15 protein-coding genes, 1 tRNA gene and 2 pseudogenes are annotated in these 16,490 nt (G+C 65.6%); 9 read left to right on the top strand and 9 right to left on the bottom strand.

What is annotated here, in order from left to right:
* Positions 1 to 206: 206 nt before the first annotated feature.
* Positions 207 to 683, bottom strand: coding sequence for a type IV pilin domain-containing protein (locus ACMGFE_RS21980; RefSeq protein ID WP_436927431.1), 477 nt, complete (start codon positions 681 to 683; stop codon positions 207 to 209).
* Positions 684 to 1,704: 1,021 nt separating this feature from the next.
* On the opposite strand from ACMGFE_RS21980, the pseudogene ACMGFE_RS21975 reads away from it, so the two are divergent.
* Positions 1,705 to 1,999 (top strand): annotated as a pseudogene (locus tag ACMGFE_RS21975) (type II toxin-antitoxin system HicB family antitoxin).
* Between the two features lie 6 nt (positions 2,000 to 2,005).
* Positions 2,006 to 2,284, top strand: a pseudogene (locus ACMGFE_RS21970) (type II toxin-antitoxin system HicA family toxin); the annotation flags it as partial.
* On the opposite strand, the gene ACMGFE_RS21965 reads toward ACMGFE_RS21970, so the two are convergent.
* Together ACMGFE_RS21965 and ACMGFE_RS21960 are read right to left on the bottom strand one after the other, a co-directional pair.
* Positions 2,211 to 2,522 carry a DUF7521 family protein gene (locus ACMGFE_RS21965; RefSeq protein WP_436927430.1) on the bottom strand — a complete coding sequence of 104 codons (312 nt, stop codon included), beginning with the start codon at positions 2,520 to 2,522 and terminating at the stop codon, positions 2,211 to 2,213. The pseudogene ACMGFE_RS21970 and the gene ACMGFE_RS21965 overlap by 74 nt on opposite strands.
* The gene (locus ACMGFE_RS21960; RefSeq protein ID WP_436927429.1) at positions 2,522 to 2,881 is read right to left on the bottom strand and encodes a hypothetical protein; all 360 of its coding nucleotides are present in this window, start codon (positions 2,879 to 2,881) and stop codon (positions 2,522 to 2,524) included. The genes ACMGFE_RS21965 and ACMGFE_RS21960 overlap by 1 nt, the downstream gene beginning before the upstream one ends.
* 376 nt (positions 2,882 to 3,257) lie before the next feature.
* Between ACMGFE_RS21960 and ACMGFE_RS21955 the strand changes: the two genes are divergently transcribed.
* The 4 genes from ACMGFE_RS21955 to ACMGFE_RS21940 all read left to right on the top strand — a co-directional run bounded on the left by ACMGFE_RS21955 (position 3,258) and on the right by ACMGFE_RS21940 (position 6,925).
* Positions 3,258 to 4,322: a hypothetical protein gene (locus tag ACMGFE_RS21955; protein ID WP_436927428.1), complete on the top strand. Its 1,065-nt coding sequence runs from the start codon at positions 3,258 to 3,260 to the stop codon at positions 4,320 to 4,322.
* A gap of 2 nt (positions 4,323 to 4,324) precedes the next feature.
* Positions 4,325 to 6,082 carry a carbamoyltransferase family protein gene (locus tag ACMGFE_RS21950; RefSeq protein ID WP_436927427.1) on the top strand — a complete coding sequence of 586 codons (1,758 nt, stop codon included), beginning with the start codon at positions 4,325 to 4,327 and terminating at the stop codon, positions 6,080 to 6,082.
* A 324-nt stretch (positions 6,083 to 6,406) separates the two neighbouring features.
* On the top strand, positions 6,407 to 6,667 hold the full coding sequence (locus ACMGFE_RS21945; RefSeq protein ID WP_436927426.1) for a type II toxin-antitoxin system HicB family antitoxin: 261 nt from the start codon (positions 6,407 to 6,409) through the stop codon (positions 6,665 to 6,667).
* A gap of 6 nt (positions 6,668 to 6,673) precedes the next feature.
* The gene (locus tag ACMGFE_RS21940; RefSeq protein WP_436927425.1) at positions 6,674 to 6,925 is read left to right on the top strand and encodes a type II toxin-antitoxin system HicA family toxin; all 252 of its coding nucleotides are present in this window, start codon (positions 6,674 to 6,676) and stop codon (positions 6,923 to 6,925) included.
* A gap of 217 nt (positions 6,926 to 7,142) precedes the next feature.
* On the opposite strand, the gene ACMGFE_RS21935 is transcribed toward ACMGFE_RS21940, so the two are convergent.
* The 5 genes from ACMGFE_RS21935 to ACMGFE_RS21915 form a co-directional block, all read right to left on the bottom strand.
* A tRNA-Ala gene (locus ACMGFE_RS21935) sits at positions 7,143 to 7,214 on the bottom strand.
* Positions 7,215 to 7,338: 124 nt separating this feature from the next.
* A complete protein-coding gene (gene rpsJ, locus ACMGFE_RS21930) occupies positions 7,339 to 7,647 on the bottom strand; it encodes a 30S ribosomal protein S10 (RefSeq protein WP_006885248.1) in 309 nt (102 codons plus the stop codon).
* Positions 7,648 to 7,650: 3 nt separating this feature from the next.
* The gene (tuf, locus tag ACMGFE_RS21925; protein ID WP_436927424.1) at positions 7,651 to 8,922 is read right to left on the bottom strand and encodes a translation elongation factor EF-1 subunit alpha; all 1,272 of its coding nucleotides are present in this window, start codon (positions 8,920 to 8,922) and stop codon (positions 7,651 to 7,653) included.
* A 261-nt stretch (positions 8,923 to 9,183) separates the two neighbouring features.
* A complete protein-coding gene (locus tag ACMGFE_RS21920; protein WP_436927423.1) occupies positions 9,184 to 10,140 on the bottom strand; it encodes a homoserine dehydrogenase in 957 nt (318 codons plus the stop codon).
* The gene (locus ACMGFE_RS21915; protein WP_436927422.1) at positions 10,137 to 10,670 is read right to left on the bottom strand and encodes an amino acid-binding protein; all 534 of its coding nucleotides are present in this window, start codon (positions 10,668 to 10,670) and stop codon (positions 10,137 to 10,139) included. The genes ACMGFE_RS21920 and ACMGFE_RS21915 overlap by 4 nt, the downstream gene beginning before the upstream one ends.
* Before the next feature lie 244 nt (positions 10,671 to 10,914).
* Here ACMGFE_RS21915 and ACMGFE_RS21910 point away from each other — a divergent pair, with 244 nt between their 5' ends.
* The 3 genes from ACMGFE_RS21910 to ACMGFE_RS21900 are packed head-to-tail and all read left to right on the top strand — an operon-like array spanning position 10,915 to position 13,934.
* Positions 10,915 to 12,174, top strand: coding sequence for a hypothetical protein (locus ACMGFE_RS21910; RefSeq protein ID WP_436927421.1), 1,260 nt, complete (start codon positions 10,915 to 10,917; stop codon positions 12,172 to 12,174).
* Between the two features lie 25 nt (positions 12,175 to 12,199).
* On the top strand, positions 12,200 to 13,273 hold the full coding sequence (locus tag ACMGFE_RS21905; protein ID WP_436927420.1) for an ABC transporter permease: 1,074 nt from the start codon (positions 12,200 to 12,202) through the stop codon (positions 13,271 to 13,273).
* Positions 13,266 to 13,934 carry an ATP-binding cassette domain-containing protein gene (locus ACMGFE_RS21900; protein WP_436927419.1) on the top strand — a complete coding sequence of 223 codons (669 nt, stop codon included), beginning with the start codon at positions 13,266 to 13,268 and terminating at the stop codon, positions 13,932 to 13,934. Before ACMGFE_RS21905 ends, ACMGFE_RS21900 begins: the two co-directional genes overlap by 8 nt.
* A gap of 187 nt (positions 13,935 to 14,121) precedes the next feature.
* On the opposite strand, the gene ACMGFE_RS21895 is transcribed toward ACMGFE_RS21900, so the two are convergent.
* A complete protein-coding gene (locus ACMGFE_RS21895) occupies positions 14,122 to 16,311 on the bottom strand; it encodes an elongation factor EF-2 (protein WP_436927418.1) in 2,190 nt (729 codons plus the stop codon).
* Positions 16,312 to 16,490: the final 179 nt, after the last annotated feature.

Below are 16,490 nucleotides of genomic sequence, written 5' to 3'. Positions count from 1 at the left end.
GAAAGGGACGGCAGTTTATATAATGAATGTGTCCATTCTGACGGTGGACGCGCGGACTTCGCGTCGTCGCGCTCGAAGTCTTCGTCCGCGAGCTGTCCGCTATCCGGGAGACGTAGTAACTGGCAGTGAGTGACGTCGCGCGGCAGCGAAGGGGGAAGGACACTGATGAAGGTCAGTGTCGGTAAAAGCCGAAGGTCCGAAGCCGATTAGGCGTCGGGGCCGGTCTGCTCGTTCAGCGTGGACGAGGTGTCGCCCTCAGGCGATTCCCAGACAACTTTGACATCGTACGTGCTTTCGACACCAACATCGACCGACTGCCCGGACTTAACCTCGCTGTTAGGGCCGAAGAACGTACCACCTTGAGTCCACGAGCCGTCGGTGATATACGTGCCACTTGGAGAGGTGCTGAATCCGCTCCCGCGAATGTAAAGGTTTGCCGCATCAATCGTCTCACCACTCTCGTGCGAGAGCGTCAGAATGCCGTATTCTACACCACCGCCAGAGCCGGTTTGCTCGTAGTCCATCCCGATCGTCGCCGTCGGCGTCGGGTCGTTCTGCTGGCCCATACCGAGCACGAACGATGCGATGACGGCCGCGAGGATGACCGTGATCGCGACCATCAGGATGACGCCGATGACCGGCGACACCGCGTCGTCGTCTTTGAATAGCTGCTTGATATCCATGATTCCAACTGGCAACTACCTGGGTACTACGATAAAGGGGGACCGTCGTTTCGGATAATCTGGTAATCAAGATGGACTTTCTAGCATTCTCTAAGAAAGAACAAGCTTTCAACGTGAGGTAGAACTGCCGTGGGATAGTTTATACCTCGAAAAACCGGTCACAGCAGCAAATCTCCCCGATGTGCAGAGACCTCCAGAGCTGGATGAATTTTTCCCGGGTCGCGGAGTGTCCTGGTCACCTTTGCGACCCCGCCGTGATCTACCTCGTGGTTCGGCGAATCGTTTTCGCCGAAAGCGTGAGGAGTGAGGAGCAATCCCTCCCCACCTTGGGCAGTCACGATCCGTACGAAATGCGACGACCGGCGTTCACGGGCCGACTTCCCTCTGGAACAAATCCGTCTGAGCGGCCACCTGGTCGGAGTCACTCCGTTTGGGGCGTGAAATCCCTCGTTCGGAGGGTTTGAGGATCTTCCTAAATCTAGTGGTTGTTAACTCTTCACACACTATGCTCCGGTGGAGGTGAAGCACCTACCACCGGGTACAATTCCCAGCGATCCCTGACCTGACTCGTGGTCGGTTTGCCACCCCAGACATTCCATTGTCACCGTCACTGAGGCTGGTTCCGGGGCCGCCCTGGCCCCGACCTCACGACTCGTTCTAGCTCTGCTGGAGGCACCTACTCCCCGCTCGATCGGCTGTGGCCGCTCAACTGGCGACGGTACCTGTCCGACCCCTCGGCGAGAGAACGCACTGGCACCAGTGCACGCGCTGTCGACTATCCGTGTACTCCGACGGAGCGAACGACTGTGATGGACTTGCGGGGGTCTCGCGAGCCCAGTGAGTGAGACCTCGCGGAGAGATGATCGAACGAAGCGAGGGAATGAACCCGCGGGGCAGGAGCGTTCGAATCCGCTGAATGGATCGGTCCCTGACCGTCTTCGGAACCGGTATCGAGGTATTCAGTCGGAACGAACCCGGGTCCTCGAACGCGTATTCGGCAGTGGGCGTTACCGTCACTCAGATGGCTAGTTCCACGCGCGACGGCGATCTCGACCACGAAGACGAGATCCGTATGTGGCGCGAGGGCGATGGTTGGGTCATCACCCGCGTAGAGACTGGCGTGACTACCCAAGGTGAGACGCGGGAACACGCTTGCAGGTATTGACGAAGCGGTCGCGCTCCATCACGGAGAGACCGGTGAGTCCATCGACACTCCGGAAGCGGAACGCGAGGCCTCGCGAGATCTGGGTATCGACCCCGACGAGGTGTCGGCCGCTCGCGTCGAGAACGGCGAACTGCCCGATTCCGTGCAGTGACGACGAGCGCGAACTGATTTCTCCGGGCGAGAGGGCGTCGCGGCGCTGGCGGAGAATCGATTTCACGTCGTCGACCGCACGGGGAGCCACGTGAAACTCCGGTACGAACATCCCTCGAACGAAGACGACGTCCGAGTCGTGAGCGTCCCGATGCACGACGGTATCCGAGTCGGGACGCTCCGGAACGTCGCCGATCAGTCCGGCGACGATGCTAGTCGGCCTGCCGCCGAATGCCGTCGGGCGCCTCGGCGGTTACTCCCGGGACGAACAGGGAGAGGGCGATGAACGTCATCCCCAGTCCGGCGAAACACGTCTGGATCACGCCCGAATGTAGCGTCGATAGCTGGAACACGTTGTAACAGATCCCCTCGATGACCGAGCCGACGCTCAGGAACGTGAACCCGCCGGCCACCACGAGCAGTCGCTGGCTCCGCTCTCGCTTCGCCGCTCGATAGCCCTGAAACGCGACGAACAGACCGAGCGAGACGATGGCAGCTTTCGCGAGAAGGAGTCCGACGAACACTACTTCCACCCCGATTGCATCGCGTCCCAGATAGCGCGGAAGCGGTCTGGTGCGTCGTTGCGTCTTTCGACGTCGATATCGAGGTTCCCGTCTTCGAGGGTGACAGCGAGTCGGTCGAGGTTCGACTCGAACCGCCTGTAGTGGTTGCCGTCGGCCTGGATCTCGACTCGTTCACGGAGGAGTCCGACGTCGAGTAGGTCTTCGATACGTCGGTAGATCGTCGCGAGCGATGCGTCACAGTGGCCTTCCAGCCGCTGAGCCGACATCGCCTGCTGGTCGGTCGCCATGAGGATGTGCTTGCCGATGTCGTCACTGAGCATGTCGATGATCCGATCGTCCGGTCGCTCTGCTTCGGCCACGGGAGAGAGTAGGACTGCCGAAGATATACTTACCCGCCGGCTAAACCGGTCGGCCCGTCGGACGAACCGCCTGGCAGGTGTCGATCGCGCGTCCGACCACTGGCCCGGGCACGGACGATCCGAGCGTTTGCAGCCAGTGCGAACGCGCTGGCGTATTTATTCTGAACAGTCGCCTCTGTCCGGACACAGTGACTGCCCGACGCGACATTCGTACGATTGCTGTGACGCGGACCAGCCGATGGAGCGACGAACGTGGATCGACTGAGCGGCCGGGCCGCTCCGTCCCCGTGGGGAACGTACACCCGGATGGTGGGTCAGCCGAGTCACGCGCTACACGGGAGGGGAGACCGAACGCACTCGACGCGAGGGTGAACCGATGACGGACCGGCGAGTGACCCGGCGGCGGGTACTGCTCGGCACCGGGTCTCTCGTTGGACTGGCCGGGTGTTCCGGCCTCACCGAGAGGGGCACCGAGTCGACCGGCTCGTCACCGACAGAGAGCGACTCGACGGCCACGGAGACCGAGGGCGCCGTCACGCCCTCGGAGACCGAGACGATGACCAGGACCGAGACCAAGACGGCGACCGAGACCAGGGCCGCGACCGACACCGAAACTCCCGCTCCGACAGCAACCGAGGCCGGGCCCGGTTACAAGCAGAACCACTGGCACGGACGGCTCTTCTTCGAGATCGACGGCGAACTCGTCGACTTCGACCAGCCGAAATACTACCTGGACACCATCGAAGACGAGCACCCGGAGACGGTGTACTTTCACTTCCACGACGGGGCACACGGCCCGAACGAGTGGAGTAACGAGAAGCGGATCGTCACGTTTCAGCGGGCCCTGAATCTGTTACCGGATATCGGCTACGAACGACGCGACGGCGCGCACCGCGTCACCTACGAGGGGACGACGTACGACGCCTCCCGGGCCGGGACGGACGTCGCGATCCACCGTGGGACAGAGCGGATCGATCCGACGACGTACGAGGTCCGCCACGACGACAACTTCTGGGTCACCGTCCAGACCGAGGAGGGCACCGAGTCCGGCACCGACGAGCGCAGCGGCAAACTCGTCGTCGACGTGAACAACCGCCGGCTCGAGTTCGGATCGGCCGCACGGCAAGCCGGTTCGGACCGGTTCGAGTGCCGGGACGACGGCGAGCCCTACACCTGGTACAGCGCGGGCGATCCGGTGACACTGGAGCACGCGCTCGCGACCGTTCCGAACCTCTCGTACGACCGCAGTGACGGGGGCCACGTGGTCAGGTACGAGTCCGGCGACGCCCTCGCGGGGACCTACCGCGAGACCGCCGACGCGACGCAGATCATCGCCCGCCAGCGTACCACGCCCGTCGATCCCACCTCGTACACGCTGCAGGACGGCGACATCGTCTGGGTGTACGTCCACACCGCGAACGCTCCCGACAACGAACACTGAGCATGTCCGGGTACACGCTCGCGTTCAAGCCGGCGATCGGTCTGTACGGACAGCACGACCCGAGCGCCGTCCTCTTCGAAGACGGACGCCTCGTCTACGGGATCGAGGAGGAACGGCTCACACGCCGGAAACATGCGGTCGATACGTTCCCGGAGCGGGCGATCCAGTCGTGTCTCGACTACCGCGACCTCGCCCTGTCGGAGGTCGACCGGGTGCTTCTGCCCTACGACCCGTCTCTCCGGTCGAAACTGATTCCGCACTACGTGCGGGACATGCTCCGCGTGGACGGCGCAGTCCGGACGCTCACGTCCGCCGAGTCCCTCGTGAAGACCCAGGTGAAGAGCCGGTTCTTCCCGACGCGTGAGGTCGAGTCCAGGCTGGCCGCGCTCGGCGATTCCGTCCCACCGGTCGAGACGCGGTCTCATCACGCCTGTCACGCCGCGAGCGCCTTCCATCCGTCCGGCTTCGAACGGTCGCTCGTGCTCACCGTCGACGCCAAGGGAGAGTACGACTCGACGGTGGTGTGGTGCGGCGACGCGGAGGGCCTCGAACGCGTCCGCACCTATACGCACCCCAACAGCCTCGGCCTCTTTTTCGCCATCGTCACCGAGTACCTCGGCTACCGGATGTTCAACGGCGAGGGGAAGGTGATGGGGCTCGCACCCTACGGGAACGAGAACCCGTCTATCGAGCGAACGCTCCGGTCGCTGATCGACACGGGCGTCGACTACGACGTCACGGAACTCACCCGTCGCTGGGGGACAGGACACGGCGTCCGCCGCCTGGAGGCGGCGTTCGACCGCGATCGGACCGAGACGTCGGGGGAGTTCTCCCAGTGGGAGAAGGACCTGGCGTACACTGCACAGAAACTCCTCGAGGAGACGGTGCTCGGTATCGTCGAGGAGCACACCGAGACGGTGGGCAGCGACAACCTCTCGCTCGCCGGCGGCGTCGCCCTCAACTGCAAACTGAACAAGCGACTCCGCGAGTCAGACGCCGTCGAGGACGTCTTCGTTCAGCCAGTAGCGCACGACGCCGGCCTCGCCGTCGGTGCGGGCCTGCTCGAGCGGTCCCCCGCGGAAGTACCGCGACTCGAAACTGTGTACTACGGCCCGGAGTACGACGCCGACGAGATTCGAGACCTCCTGAAGCGGAACAAGATCCCGTACAGCGAGCCCGAGGACACCGAGCGTGTCGTCGCCGAACGTCTGGCTGACGGCGACCTGGTCGGGTGGTTCGACGGCCGCCTCGAACTCGGTCCCCGGGCGCTCGGGAACCGGAGCATCCTCGCCGATCCGCGGACCGTCGAGTCCCGTGACCGCGTGAACCGGTTCGTCAAACACCGCGAGGAGTGGCGGCCGTTCGCCCCCTCGATGCTGGAAGCGGCAGCAGACGAGTACCTCGTCGACGGCGAAGCAGCCCCGTTTATGATCTCGGCGTTCGACGTGGACCCGGCCAGGCGCGACGAGATCCAGGCCGTTCTGCACCCGGCCGACGACACGACACGCCCGCAGACTGTCGACCAGCGACAGAACCCGCGGTACCACCGCCTCATCTCGAAGTTCGCCGACATCACCGGCGTTCCGGTCCTCCTCAACACATCGTTCAACGACCACGCCGAGCCCATCGTCACGACGCCGACGGAAGCGCTGAAGGACTTCTTCGGGATGGGACTCGACGTCCTCGCCCTCGAAGGCCTCGTCGTCGAGAAGTCAACTATCGGAACCGAGAGACCGGCCGTGCCCGTCAGGACCACGTAATCCCCATCACCGCTGCCAGGTTGTGCACCACGTCCAGAATCGCCTCTCGTTCGGCGGTTGCGGAGTCGATCTCCGTGAGGGAGGTATCCGAGAATCGGACGTCCTCGAAACCCAGAGTCCGAACGCAGTCTGCGGAAAGTTCGACTTTCTCGGAATCGCGTGAGGATCGGAATGGACTCGCGGGGGTCTCGCGAACGTAGTGAGTGAGACCTCGCGAGGAAACGACCGAACGAAGTGAGGATGGACTCGCAGGGTAGGAGCCACCCGTGAGGCCGAATATCCCGACCGAAGGTTTTTGTCCGAGTCCACGCAAGGTCCGCTCGTATGGCGACGAGAGCCCACGACGATTCCGACGGGGAGGGAGTGGAGTTCATCCACGAGGACGACGGCTCGATAACCGCCAGAGACATCGAGACGGGGGTCGCTTCCTTCGGAGACACGAAGGCTGAGGCCCTTCGGATGCTCGCCGAAGCCCTGACACTCCACGAGGGCGGCGGCGAGCCGGTGTCCGACGAGGACCTCGAAGAGTGGGGTCTCGATCCGGAGAACGAAGGGGACGAGGAACTTCCGGACTTCCTGCAGTAGACGCCGATGGTCCGCACGCAGTTTTCCGGGCACGAAATAGCGAAAGTCCTGCGAAATCACGGCTATCGGAGGGCTGGACGAACTGGGAGTCACCTCCAACTTCGGTGGGAGAGTCCGGACACCGACGAGGTTCGAACGGTGACTGTCCCGATGAAGTCGGAAGACGAGATCCCGACGGGGACGCTTCACTCGATAGCCGACCAGTGCGGTGCCGAAGACTTCGAGGCATGGTGTCGATGGATAGACGAACACGCGTAGCGACTGCGCGTCGAGCCAATCGGACGGAGTTCGAGGCTCCGAATCAATTCGATCTGAGACGGCGATATTTTCGTTACCCGTGCGAGAGTAAGTTTCCGTAAGAACCGCAATACCGGCGACTAACCGGATAGTTCGCGGGAAAGAAACGGTGTAGTGGACTCGCGGGGGTCTCGCGAGCGTAGCGAGTGAGACCACGCGAGGGAACGAACGAAGTGAGTGGACTCGCGGGGATTTGAACCCCGGGCCTCTTCCTTGCGAAGGAAGCGATCTACCGCTGATCTACGAGCCCGCGTATATCGCTCGCAGCGCAGAGGGGATAAGTCCTGCGCGTGAGAGCGGCTTCGGGAATCAGTCACACGGTGTCGCCGTCGGGCGACCGGGCGACTGCGGCGGCGCGGGCCGCCGACCCCTCTCTAGTCCTCGAGGACGATCTCGATGGAGACGTCGTTCGGGACCTGAATGCGCATCAGCTGGCGCAGCGCGCGTTCGTCGGCGTCGATGTCGATGAGACGCTTGTGGACGCGCATCTCCCAGTGCTCCCACGTCGCCGTCCCCTCGCCGTCGGGGGACTTGCGAGTGGGGACCTCGAGCGTCTTGGTCGGGAGCGGGATGGGCCCCGACAGCTCGACGCCGGTCTTGTTGGCGATGTCGTTGACCTCGCCGCAGATCGAGTCGAGGTCTTCGGGGCTGGTACCGGCCAGCCTGACGCGTGCTTGCTGCATGAGTTAGTCGCGCTCGTTGACGGACATGACCTGACCCGCTGCGATGGTCTGGCCCATGTCGCGGATGGCGAAACTACCCAGTTCCGGGATGTCGTTGGCGGACTCGATGCTGAGCGGTTTCTGCGGACGGATGGTGACGACCGCGGCGTCGCCGTTCTGGATGAAGTCCGGGTTCTCCTCCTCGGCCTCGCCCGTCGCGGGGTCGATCTTCTGGTCGATGGACTCGATGGTACACGCGACCTGGGACGTGTGGGCGTGGAAGACCGGGGTGTAGCCGGCCGTGATGACCGACGGGTGCTGCATCACGACGATGCGAGCCTGGAAGGTCTCGGCGACCGACGGCGGGTCGTCGGCGGGACCGCAGACGTCGCCACGGCGGATGTCGTCCTGGCCGATGCCGCGGACGTTGAACCCGACGTTGTCACCGGGGCCGGCCTGGGGCACCTCTTCGTGGTGCATCTCGATGGTCTTGACCTCGCCACCGACGTCAGACGGCTGGAAGGAGACGTTGTCGCCCGTGTTGAGCATCCCGGTCTCGACGCGTCCGACGGGGACGGTACCGATACCGGAGATGGTGTAGACGTCCTGGATCGGGAGGCGCAGCGGCGCGTCCGTCGGCGGCTCCGGCTCGGGCAGCGAGTTGAGCGCCTCGAGCAGGATCTCGCCGTCGTACCAGTCGGTGTTCTCGGACTCGCTGGCGATGTTGTCGCCCTCGAAGGCCGAGACGGGGATGAACTTCGCGTTCTCCGTGTCGAAGCGGACCTGGTTGAGCAGGTCGGTGACTTCCTCGACGGCTTCCTGGTAGCGACCTTCCTCGTAGTCGACGAGGTCCATCTTGTTGATGGCGATGATCATCTCGCCGATGCCCAGCGTACGGGCCAGGAAGACGTGCTCCTGGGTCTGCGGCTGGACGCCGTCGTCGGCGGCGACCACGAGCACGGCGTTGTCGGCCTGGGACGCGCCCGTGATCATGTTCTTGACGAAGTCGCGGTGGCCCGGACAGTCGACGATGGTGAAGAAGTACTCGTCGGTGTCGAACTCCTGGTGGGCGATGTCGATGGTGACGCCGCGCTCGCGCTCCTCGGCGAGGTTGTCCATGACGTAGGCGAACTCGAAGCCGCCCTTGCCCTTCTCCTCGGCTTCCTCTTTGTGCTGTTCGATTACGTGCTCGGGGACGCTGCCCGTCTCGTAGAGCAGTCGCCCGACGAGTGTGCTCTTCCCGTGGTCAACGTGGCCGATGATGGCCAAGTTCTGGTGAGGTTTGTCTTCGCTCATTGTTGTATCTCACGCGCAGAGGCGCTATGTGGGAATCTTTTGGCGGTTGGTGTTAAAACCATTTCGATAGCGACTCCACGACATCCCGGCGCCGTCTTGCGATTTGACAACCGCTCTCACGGACCGCGGGCCAGTCGAGCACCGATCGGCGTCGGTCGTCGCACGTCGAGTCACTACAGGCGATCACAGGCTGGCGAGTGTGAGGAAACCGTCTGGCGAGCAGGGGACGTACAGCGGGCGAGAACCCTGCAGAAACGCAGTTCAGTCGCCGTCGAGGCGGCCCACGTCGGCCAGCACCGCAGTCGCGGTCTCGGGCCCACCCGCGCCGCGCCCGGAGACGTTGAGACGGCCGGCGTGTTCGGTCTCGAACTGGACGATGTTGTTGGTGCCCGTCACGGCGAGGGTGCCGTTGGCGGGGACGAGCCGCGGGCCGACGCGCACCTCGCCCGCGGGCGTGACCTCGCCGATGAGCCGGACGGTCCGGCCGTCCTCGGTGGCGAGGTCGAGCGCGCTGCCGGGGATCTCCTTGATGCCCTCGACGTCGGCGTCGTCGAGCGTGTACTCGCGGCCGTTGTCGGCGAGCACGTTCGCCACGATGACGCACTTGAGTGCCGCGTCCGTCCCCTCCACGTCGAAGGTCGGGTCGGCCTCGGCGACGCCCAGGTCCTGGGCTTCCGCGAGGACGTGCTCGTAGTCGAGCCCCTCCGCGGCCATGCGCGTGAGGATGAAGTTGGCCGTCCCGTTGAGCACGCCGCGAACGGCGGTGATGTGGTCGGGGTCGAAGTCGGCGATGGTCGACAGGACGGGCATCGCACCTCCGACGGTCGCCTCGAAGAGCACCTGGCCGTCGCTCTCGCGTTCGAGTTCGCGCACGTCGGCGTAGCGCTCCGCCACCGGCCCCTTGTTCGCGAGGACGACGTGGCGGTCGCGTTCGAGCGCCGTCCGGACGTGGCCGAACCCGGGCTGGGCGTCGCCGAGCGTGGTCGGCGTCGCCTCGACGAGAGCGTCGTACTCGCCGTCGAGCGCCGCTTCGAGCGACGCGCTTCCCACGACGTCGTCGGTTCGCTTGGACGCCAGCGCGCTCGCGACGTCGATGCCGTCGGGGTCGACGGCGGCCGACGAGGAGTCGGCGAGCGCGGTGACGGTGTGGCCGTAGTCCGCGGCGAGTTCCGCGACGGACGAGCCGACCGCACCGGCGCCGAGCACGGCGAGTCTCACGCCGCGTCACCCCCCGTGAGCGGCTCGATCAGGCGCAGGTCCTTCCGGTCGGCGATGTCGCGCAGGGCCGCGAGCGTCGCGTCCGTCTCGCCCTCCTCGGCGGCCAGTCGGAGCCGCGCGCTCGACACGTCGTCGGTGCCTTCCGGCGCCGACAGCGAGAGGTCGGTGACGGTCGCGTCGGTCGACTCCTGGATGCGCGAGAGGGTGTCCGAGAGGTCAGAGTCGACGATGTGACCCGAGACGACGATCGTCAGCGACTCGCTGTAGTGCTGGGTGCCGGCCTGGATGACGTTGATGCCGGCCTCGCGCAGCGCGTCGACTATCTCTTCGAAGCGCTCGGGCGTCGCTTCGAGGTCGACCTCGACGGGGATGTGTCCGCGCGGCGTGAGGTTCCCCCGCTCGTGGAAGATAGACAGCAGATTGCCCCCGTTGTCGGCGATCGGGTGGAGCGCCCGGAGGAGTTCGCCCGGCTCGTCGACGAGTTCGAGTCTGACTGTGTACGCGCGTACCTCGTCGGTCGAGTCACTCATCGCCCGATCACCTCCCTGGTGCGCTCGCGTGCGCTCATTACGGATGACTCACAGGGGGCGGCTATATCAATCCGGCCATTCCGACCGTCGGTCCGCGTGCGCCACGTCGGTCACCCCCTCGCGTTCGTCGTTCACCTACGTACCTGTCCGCCCCGCAGGCCAGTCCCACACGTTCGTCCACGCGTCCCCGAACCGCTGGCGAACCGATACCTATTACTGACATGTTTCTGTATCTGCAATCGGAATGCCCTCCATACCGACAGGAGCTTTCGGCAGCACAGCGGCCAAGGCGGTCGTCGTCGTCGCGTTTCTCGCGATCGGCGGCGTCGCCGCGGCAGAGATAGGCGTCTTCGAGGACGTCGTCGGCCAGGACGACTCCGACGCGATCGATCAGGTTCCCGACGGAGTCGACAGCGTGGCCACGCTCGACGCGAGCGTCCTTGAGGAAGACGTGAGCGCGCGCCTCTACGCCACGGCCTACAACGCGACCGTCGGTGCGAGCACCGGCGGTAGCGAGTCCGAGACGACAGCGACGACCGCGACACCCGCGGGCGACGGGGCCGACGAAACCGACGAGGACGAGACCGACGGGTTCGACGACGAGCCGAGGACGGCGACGTCGCCGGTCGAGATGGTGCCGGCGAACCTGTCGGCCGCTCTCGACGAAACCGAGAACCAGACCGGTCTCGACCCGCGCGCGGCCGAGGAGGTCACCTTCTTCGAGAAGCAGCGCGAGAACTACACGCAGCCCCGCTACGCCGGTGCCGTCGTCCACGCCGACTGGACGGAGAGCGCCGTCGTGGAGGCCGCGTCCAACAACAGCGACACCGAGTACGAGAACACCACGATCGACGGCGTGACCGTCTACCAGCCCGTCGAGAACGAGAGCGAGGACGAGGACGAACTCAGCTTCGGGCCGCCCGAGCCCGAGGAGTGGATCGCCGTGCTCGATGACGGCGAGTACGCCTTCGGGACCCAGCAGGCCGTCAACGACACCATCGCGGTCGCCGTCGGCGACGCCGACCCGGTTGACGGCGACCTCCGGAGCGCGTACGAGGAGACGCGCGACGACGGCTACGTCCGCTACGCTCAGCGCTCCCAGAACGTCAACGTCACGCGGATCAACCAGACGATGGGCCAGCGGACCGGGCTGAACGTCACCGCGTACGCCGAGGCGTACAACGACCTGCACGTCACGTCGGGTTCGTACTACATTGCCGACGACAAACTCGGCGTCGAGTCGCGGATCCTGACCAACTCGACGGAGACCGCGCGGGACGTCGCTGACATCACGCAAGGGTTCATCTCCATCCAGGCCGGTGCCATCCAGAACGAGACGCTGGAGACGCAGCTCCGGTCGACGAACGTGACCCAGGACGGGACGACCGTGACGGTGTCGCGCGAGACGCCCGTCGACACGGCGGCGAAGCTCGTCCGCTGGTACGGGTCGATCCTCACCGGGAGCGGCCAGACCGGTAGCGCGGCCGCACAACCCACCGTATAAGGACCCCCGTCTCACGTCCTTTTGTATGGCAGTCGGACCGCTCGTCGAGAAGGAACTGCACTGGGTGCGACGCAACTGGCGAGCGGTCGCGCTGGTGTTCCTGCTCGTCCCCGCGTCGTTCGCTCTCGCGAGCGCGTCGTTCGACCGCACCGTCCCTCGCGACGTGCCAGTCGCCGTCGCACCGGCGAGCGACGCCGTCACCGACGACGAACTGCAGGCGGTCGCCGGGCTCGCGCGCTCGGTCGCCGCGCCGCGACAGTTCGACTCGCCGGCGGACGCGCGGACGGCACTCGAGCGCGAGGAGGTCTACGGCGTCGTCGCGGTCGGCCACGGCCTCTACGAGTCCGGTGCGAACGTGACGCTCTCGTTCGCGATCGACGGCGGGATGGTGACCTACGTCCAGCCGTCGCGCGCGGTGACCGTGACGCTCCGTGACCGGGCGACGGTGTTCCCGTCGACGGTGACCGTCGAGCGCCGCGTCGTCGGCCCCGAGCGAACGCTCCCGGAGTTCCTCTTCACCACCGGCCTGCTCTACCTGCTCGCGATCTACGCGTTCACCTACGTTCCCTACCACCTCGCCCGCGAGCGACGGGTGTTCGACCGTGTCCGCGTCGAATCGTCGCTGTGGACCATGCTCGCCGCTAAAGCCGCACTGTTCGGCGCGCTCGGCACGCTCGCCGTCGGAAGCATGGGCCTGACCGGCGCGGCGCTGGGCTATCGAGTCGCCGTCGCGAACCCCGTAGTGCTGGGCGTACTCGCGCTCACGGGCACCTCGCTCGTCGCAGTCAGCCTCGGCGTCTCCTTTCTCACCCGCTTCTCCGTCGCCGGTCGGTTCGTCAACGTCGCGCTCCTGGGCGGCCTGGTCGCCTTCGCCAACCCGGTGTACCCGACCGGCTTCTTCTCGGCCACCCGGCGCACGCTCGCGGGGTGGATGCCCGTCTATCACGCGAGCGTCGTCGTCCGTGCACTCGCGCTGAAGGACCTCTCGGCGGGCCTGTTCACCGACCGCTTGCTCCTGGTCGGCGGCGTGGCCGTCGCCTCTCTCTGCTGGCTCGCCGGGTGCGTCGTCGTCTTCCAGCGGAGGGGTCGCGATGGGTGACGGCGACCCGGAGATACGTCTCGACGGCGTGACCAGGCGCTACGACGGCGTCACTGCCCTCGACGGGATCGACCTCCGGATCGGCGCCGGCGACCTGCACGCGCTGGCCGGTCCCAACGGGTCCGGGAAGTCGACGCTGTTCGCGCTCGTGCTCGGGCTCGACCGGCCGACCGCGGGGACCATCCACCGACCGGACGGCCGGATCGGCTGCGGCTTCCAGACCCCCAGCGTCTATCCCGACCTGAGCGTCGACGAGAACCTCCGCATCTTCGCCGCGATGGGCGACGCCGGCGACGAGTGGGTTGGAACCGTTCGCGCAGAACTGGGACTCGACCCCGTCCGCCAGCGCGTTGCGGCCGACCTCTCCGGCGGATACCAGCGCCTGCTCGACGTCGCGCTCGCGTTCGTCCGCAGGCCGACGTTCGTCCTCCTGGACGAACCGCTGGACGAACTCGACGATTCGGCCCGCGAACGGGTGATCGGCTTCGTCGCCGACTACTGCGGGGACGACCGCACGGTGTTGGTCTCGACGCACCACCTCGACGCCTTCGGCCCGTCCCTCGACCGGCTCACCGTCCTCGCCGACGGCCAGGTCGCGTTCGACGACCGCGTCGACGAGCGGAACGACCACCGCGACCTGTATCGAGAACTGGTGGCGTAGCAAGCAGTTACGAGACGCGGAGCAGAAAGAGAGAACGTAGATAGCATCCGCGCCGAGCGGAGCGAGGCGCGGTTCTTCCGAACGCGACCGAAGGGAGCGTTCGGCCTTTTTCACCCATGTTTTTGCCGGTCGGGTTCCCGCAGCGCGCCGCAGGCGCGCGAGGAAACCCGGCCGGGAAAAAGATGGTTTAGAAGTAGTCGATCGCCTGGTGGAGTTCCTGCTTCATGCCCTTGCGCTCGCGGATCTCCATGATGGTCTCGCGCTGGAGGTTGTCGGCCATGACCTGGAAGCCGGCGTTCTCGGTGTTCCAGGAGGCGCGGCCCTCCGTGGCGCTGCGGATGTCGCTGGAGAAGCCGATCATCTCGTCGACGGGCGCGACGCCCTCGACGACCATGAGGTCGCCTTCCTGGTACATGTCGTCGACGCGGCCGCGACGACCCTGGATCTCGCCGGAGGCGGCACCCATGTGGTCGTTCGGGACGTCGATGCGGACTTCCTGGATCGGCTCGAGCAGGCGCACCTCGGCGTCGATGAGGGCGTTGTGGATGGCCTGGCGGGTGGCCGGGATGACCTGGGCCGGACCGCGGTGGATGGCGTCCTCGTGGAGGCGCGCGTCGTGGAGGCGGATGAGCGAGCCCTGGACGGGTTCCGCGGCGAGCGGGCCGTCGTTGAGGGCCTCTTCCATCCCTTCGAGGACGAGCTCCATCGTCTCGTTGAGGTGCTGGATCCCCTTCGTGTCGTCGATGATGACGTTCGTGTTGTGGATGTGCTCGACGTTCTGCGAGGTGTCCTTGTCCATGCCGGCTTCCTGGAGCGCCTCGCGGCGTTCCAGTTCGGGCATGTCCATGGAGGCCTCGCCGTGCTGGATGGCGTCGACGATCTCCTCGTCGAGCGGCGTCACGGTGATGTAGAAGCGGTTGTGACGGTTCGGGGAGATGCCCTCGACCTCCCGGCTGTCGGTCTGGGGCGCCTCGCGGAAGACGACGATCGGTTCGCCGGTGTTGATCGGGATGCCCTGGTTGCGCTCGATGCGCTGGCCGATGACTTCGAGGTGGAGTTCACCCTGACCGGAGATGAGGTGCTCGCCGGTGTCCTCGTTGATCTCGATCTGGATGGTCGGGTCTTCCTTGGCGACCTGCTGGAGCGTCTCGATCAGCTTCGGCAGGTCGTCCATGTTCTGGGCCTCGACGGACTTCGTGATGACCGGCTCGGAGATGTGCTCGATGGACTCGAAGGGAGTCATCTCGACGGAGGAGACGGTCGAGCCGGCGATGGCGTCCTTGAGGCCGGTGACGGCGGCGATGTTCCCCGCGGGGACGCGGTCGACTTCTTCGCGTTCGCCGCCCATGTAGATCCCGACCGACTGGACGCGGTTCTTGCCGGCGGTCCCGGAGACGTACAGTTCCTGGCCCTTCTCGATGGTCCCGGAGAAGACGCGGCCAGCGGCGATTTCGCCGGCGTGGGGGTCGATCCCGATGTCGGTGACCATCAGGACGACTTCGCCCTCTTCGTCGACGAGCTGCATCGTCTCGGCGACGTCGGACTCGGAGTCGCCGCGCCAGATGCGCGGGATACGACGGGGCTGGGCGTCGATGGGGTTCGGGAAGTGCTCACAGACCATGTCGAGGACGACGTCCGACAGGGGCGTCCGCTCGTGGAGCTCCTGGCGCTTGTCGGCCCGTTCGAGGTCGATGATCTCGCCGAAGTCCATGCCGGTGCGCTCCATCGAGGGCATCGAGACGCCCCACTTGTACAGCGCGGACCCGAAGCCGACGGTGCCTTCCTCGACGGAGACGGTCCAGTCTTCGTTGATGTCGTCCATCTCCTCGGTCATCGCGCGGATGAGCTCGTTCACGTCGCGGATGACGGCGAGGAGTCGCTCCTGCATCTCCTCGGGCCCCTCCTGGAGCTCGGAGATGAGGCGGTCGACCTTGTTGATGAACAGGGTCGGCTTGACGCCCTCGCGGAGCGCCTGGCGCAGGACGGTCTCGGTCTGGGGCATCGCGCCCTCGACGGCGTCGACGACCACGAGCGCGCCGTCGACGGCGCGCATCGCGCGGGTGACGTCCCCGCCGAAGTCGACGTGGCCCGGCGTGTCGATGAGGTTGATGAGGTGGTTGGTGTCCTCGTACTCGTGGGTCATCGAGACGTTCGCGGCGTCGATGGTGATGCCGCGTTCCTGCTCGTCCTCCTCGGTGTCCATCGCGAGCTGCTCGCCCGCGGTCTCGTCGGAGATCATGCCCGCGCCGGCGAGCAGGTTGTCAGTCAGCGTGGTCTTGCCGTGGTCGACGTGAGCAGCGATGGCGATGTTCCGGATGTTCTCCGGCTTGTCCATCAGTGTCTCACATTCCTGTACGATCTTTTTGCGTCGGCCCATTATACGGCTCTCTATCAATGGGTGCGTCAAAAGGGTGCTGTTTCGGTTTGCGTGCGAGAGTAACGAGCACGCAAACCGAAGCTCGGCTTACGGCGACCGGTAGGGAGCCGTCTGGCGGTGTTTCCATCTGCGTGCGACAGTAAGGAGCACGCAGATGGAAGCTCGTCAGGGAGCGAACG

The sequence above is a fragment of the Halosimplex amylolyticum genome, from assembly GCF_051414035.1.
In the GTDB taxonomy this organism is placed as follows: domain Archaea; phylum Halobacteriota; class Halobacteria; order Halobacteriales; family Haloarculaceae; genus Halosimplex; species Halosimplex amylolyticum.
The sequence above is the reverse complement of the archived record's forward strand: the minus strand, read 5'-3'. Positions and strand labels throughout refer to the sequence as shown.

Coding starts and splice junctions, on each gene's coding strand:
- ACMGFE_RS21980 (WP_436927431.1), bottom strand. CDS start 683: ATGGATATCAAGCAGCTATTCAAAGACGACGACGCGGTGTCGCCGGTC.
- ACMGFE_RS21950 (WP_436927427.1), top strand. CDS start 4,325: ATGTCCGGGTACACGCTCGCGTTCAAGCCGGCGATCGGTCTGTACGGA.
- ACMGFE_RS21945 (WP_436927426.1), top strand. CDS start 6,407: ATGGCGACGAGAGCCCACGACGATTCCGACGGGGAGGGAGTGGAGTTC.
- ACMGFE_RS21955 (WP_436927428.1), top strand. CDS start 3,258: ATGACGGACCGGCGAGTGACCCGGCGGCGGGTACTGCTCGGCACCGGG.
- ACMGFE_RS21940 (WP_436927425.1), top strand. CDS start 6,674: ATGGTCCGCACGCAGTTTTCCGGGCACGAAATAGCGAAAGTCCTGCGA.
- ACMGFE_RS21915 (WP_436927422.1), bottom strand. CDS start 10,670: ATGAGTGACTCGACCGACGAGGTACGCGCGTACACAGTCAGACTCGAA.
- ACMGFE_RS21910 (WP_436927421.1), top strand. CDS start 10,915: ATGCCCTCCATACCGACAGGAGCTTTCGGCAGCACAGCGGCCAAGGCG.
- tuf (WP_436927424.1), bottom strand. CDS start 8,922: ATGAGCGAAGACAAACCTCACCAGAACTTGGCCATCATCGGCCACGTT.
- ACMGFE_RS21895 (WP_436927418.1), bottom strand. CDS start 16,311: ATGGGCCGACGCAAAAAGATCGTACAGGAATGTGAGACACTGATGGAC.
- ACMGFE_RS21900 (WP_436927419.1), top strand. CDS start 13,266: ATGGGTGACGGCGACCCGGAGATACGTCTCGACGGCGTGACCAGGCGC.
- ACMGFE_RS21905 (WP_436927420.1), top strand. CDS start 12,200: ATGGCAGTCGGACCGCTCGTCGAGAAGGAACTGCACTGGGTGCGACGC.
- rpsJ (WP_006885248.1), bottom strand. CDS start 7,647: ATGCAGCAAGCACGCGTCAGGCTGGCCGGTACCAGCCCCGAAGACCTC.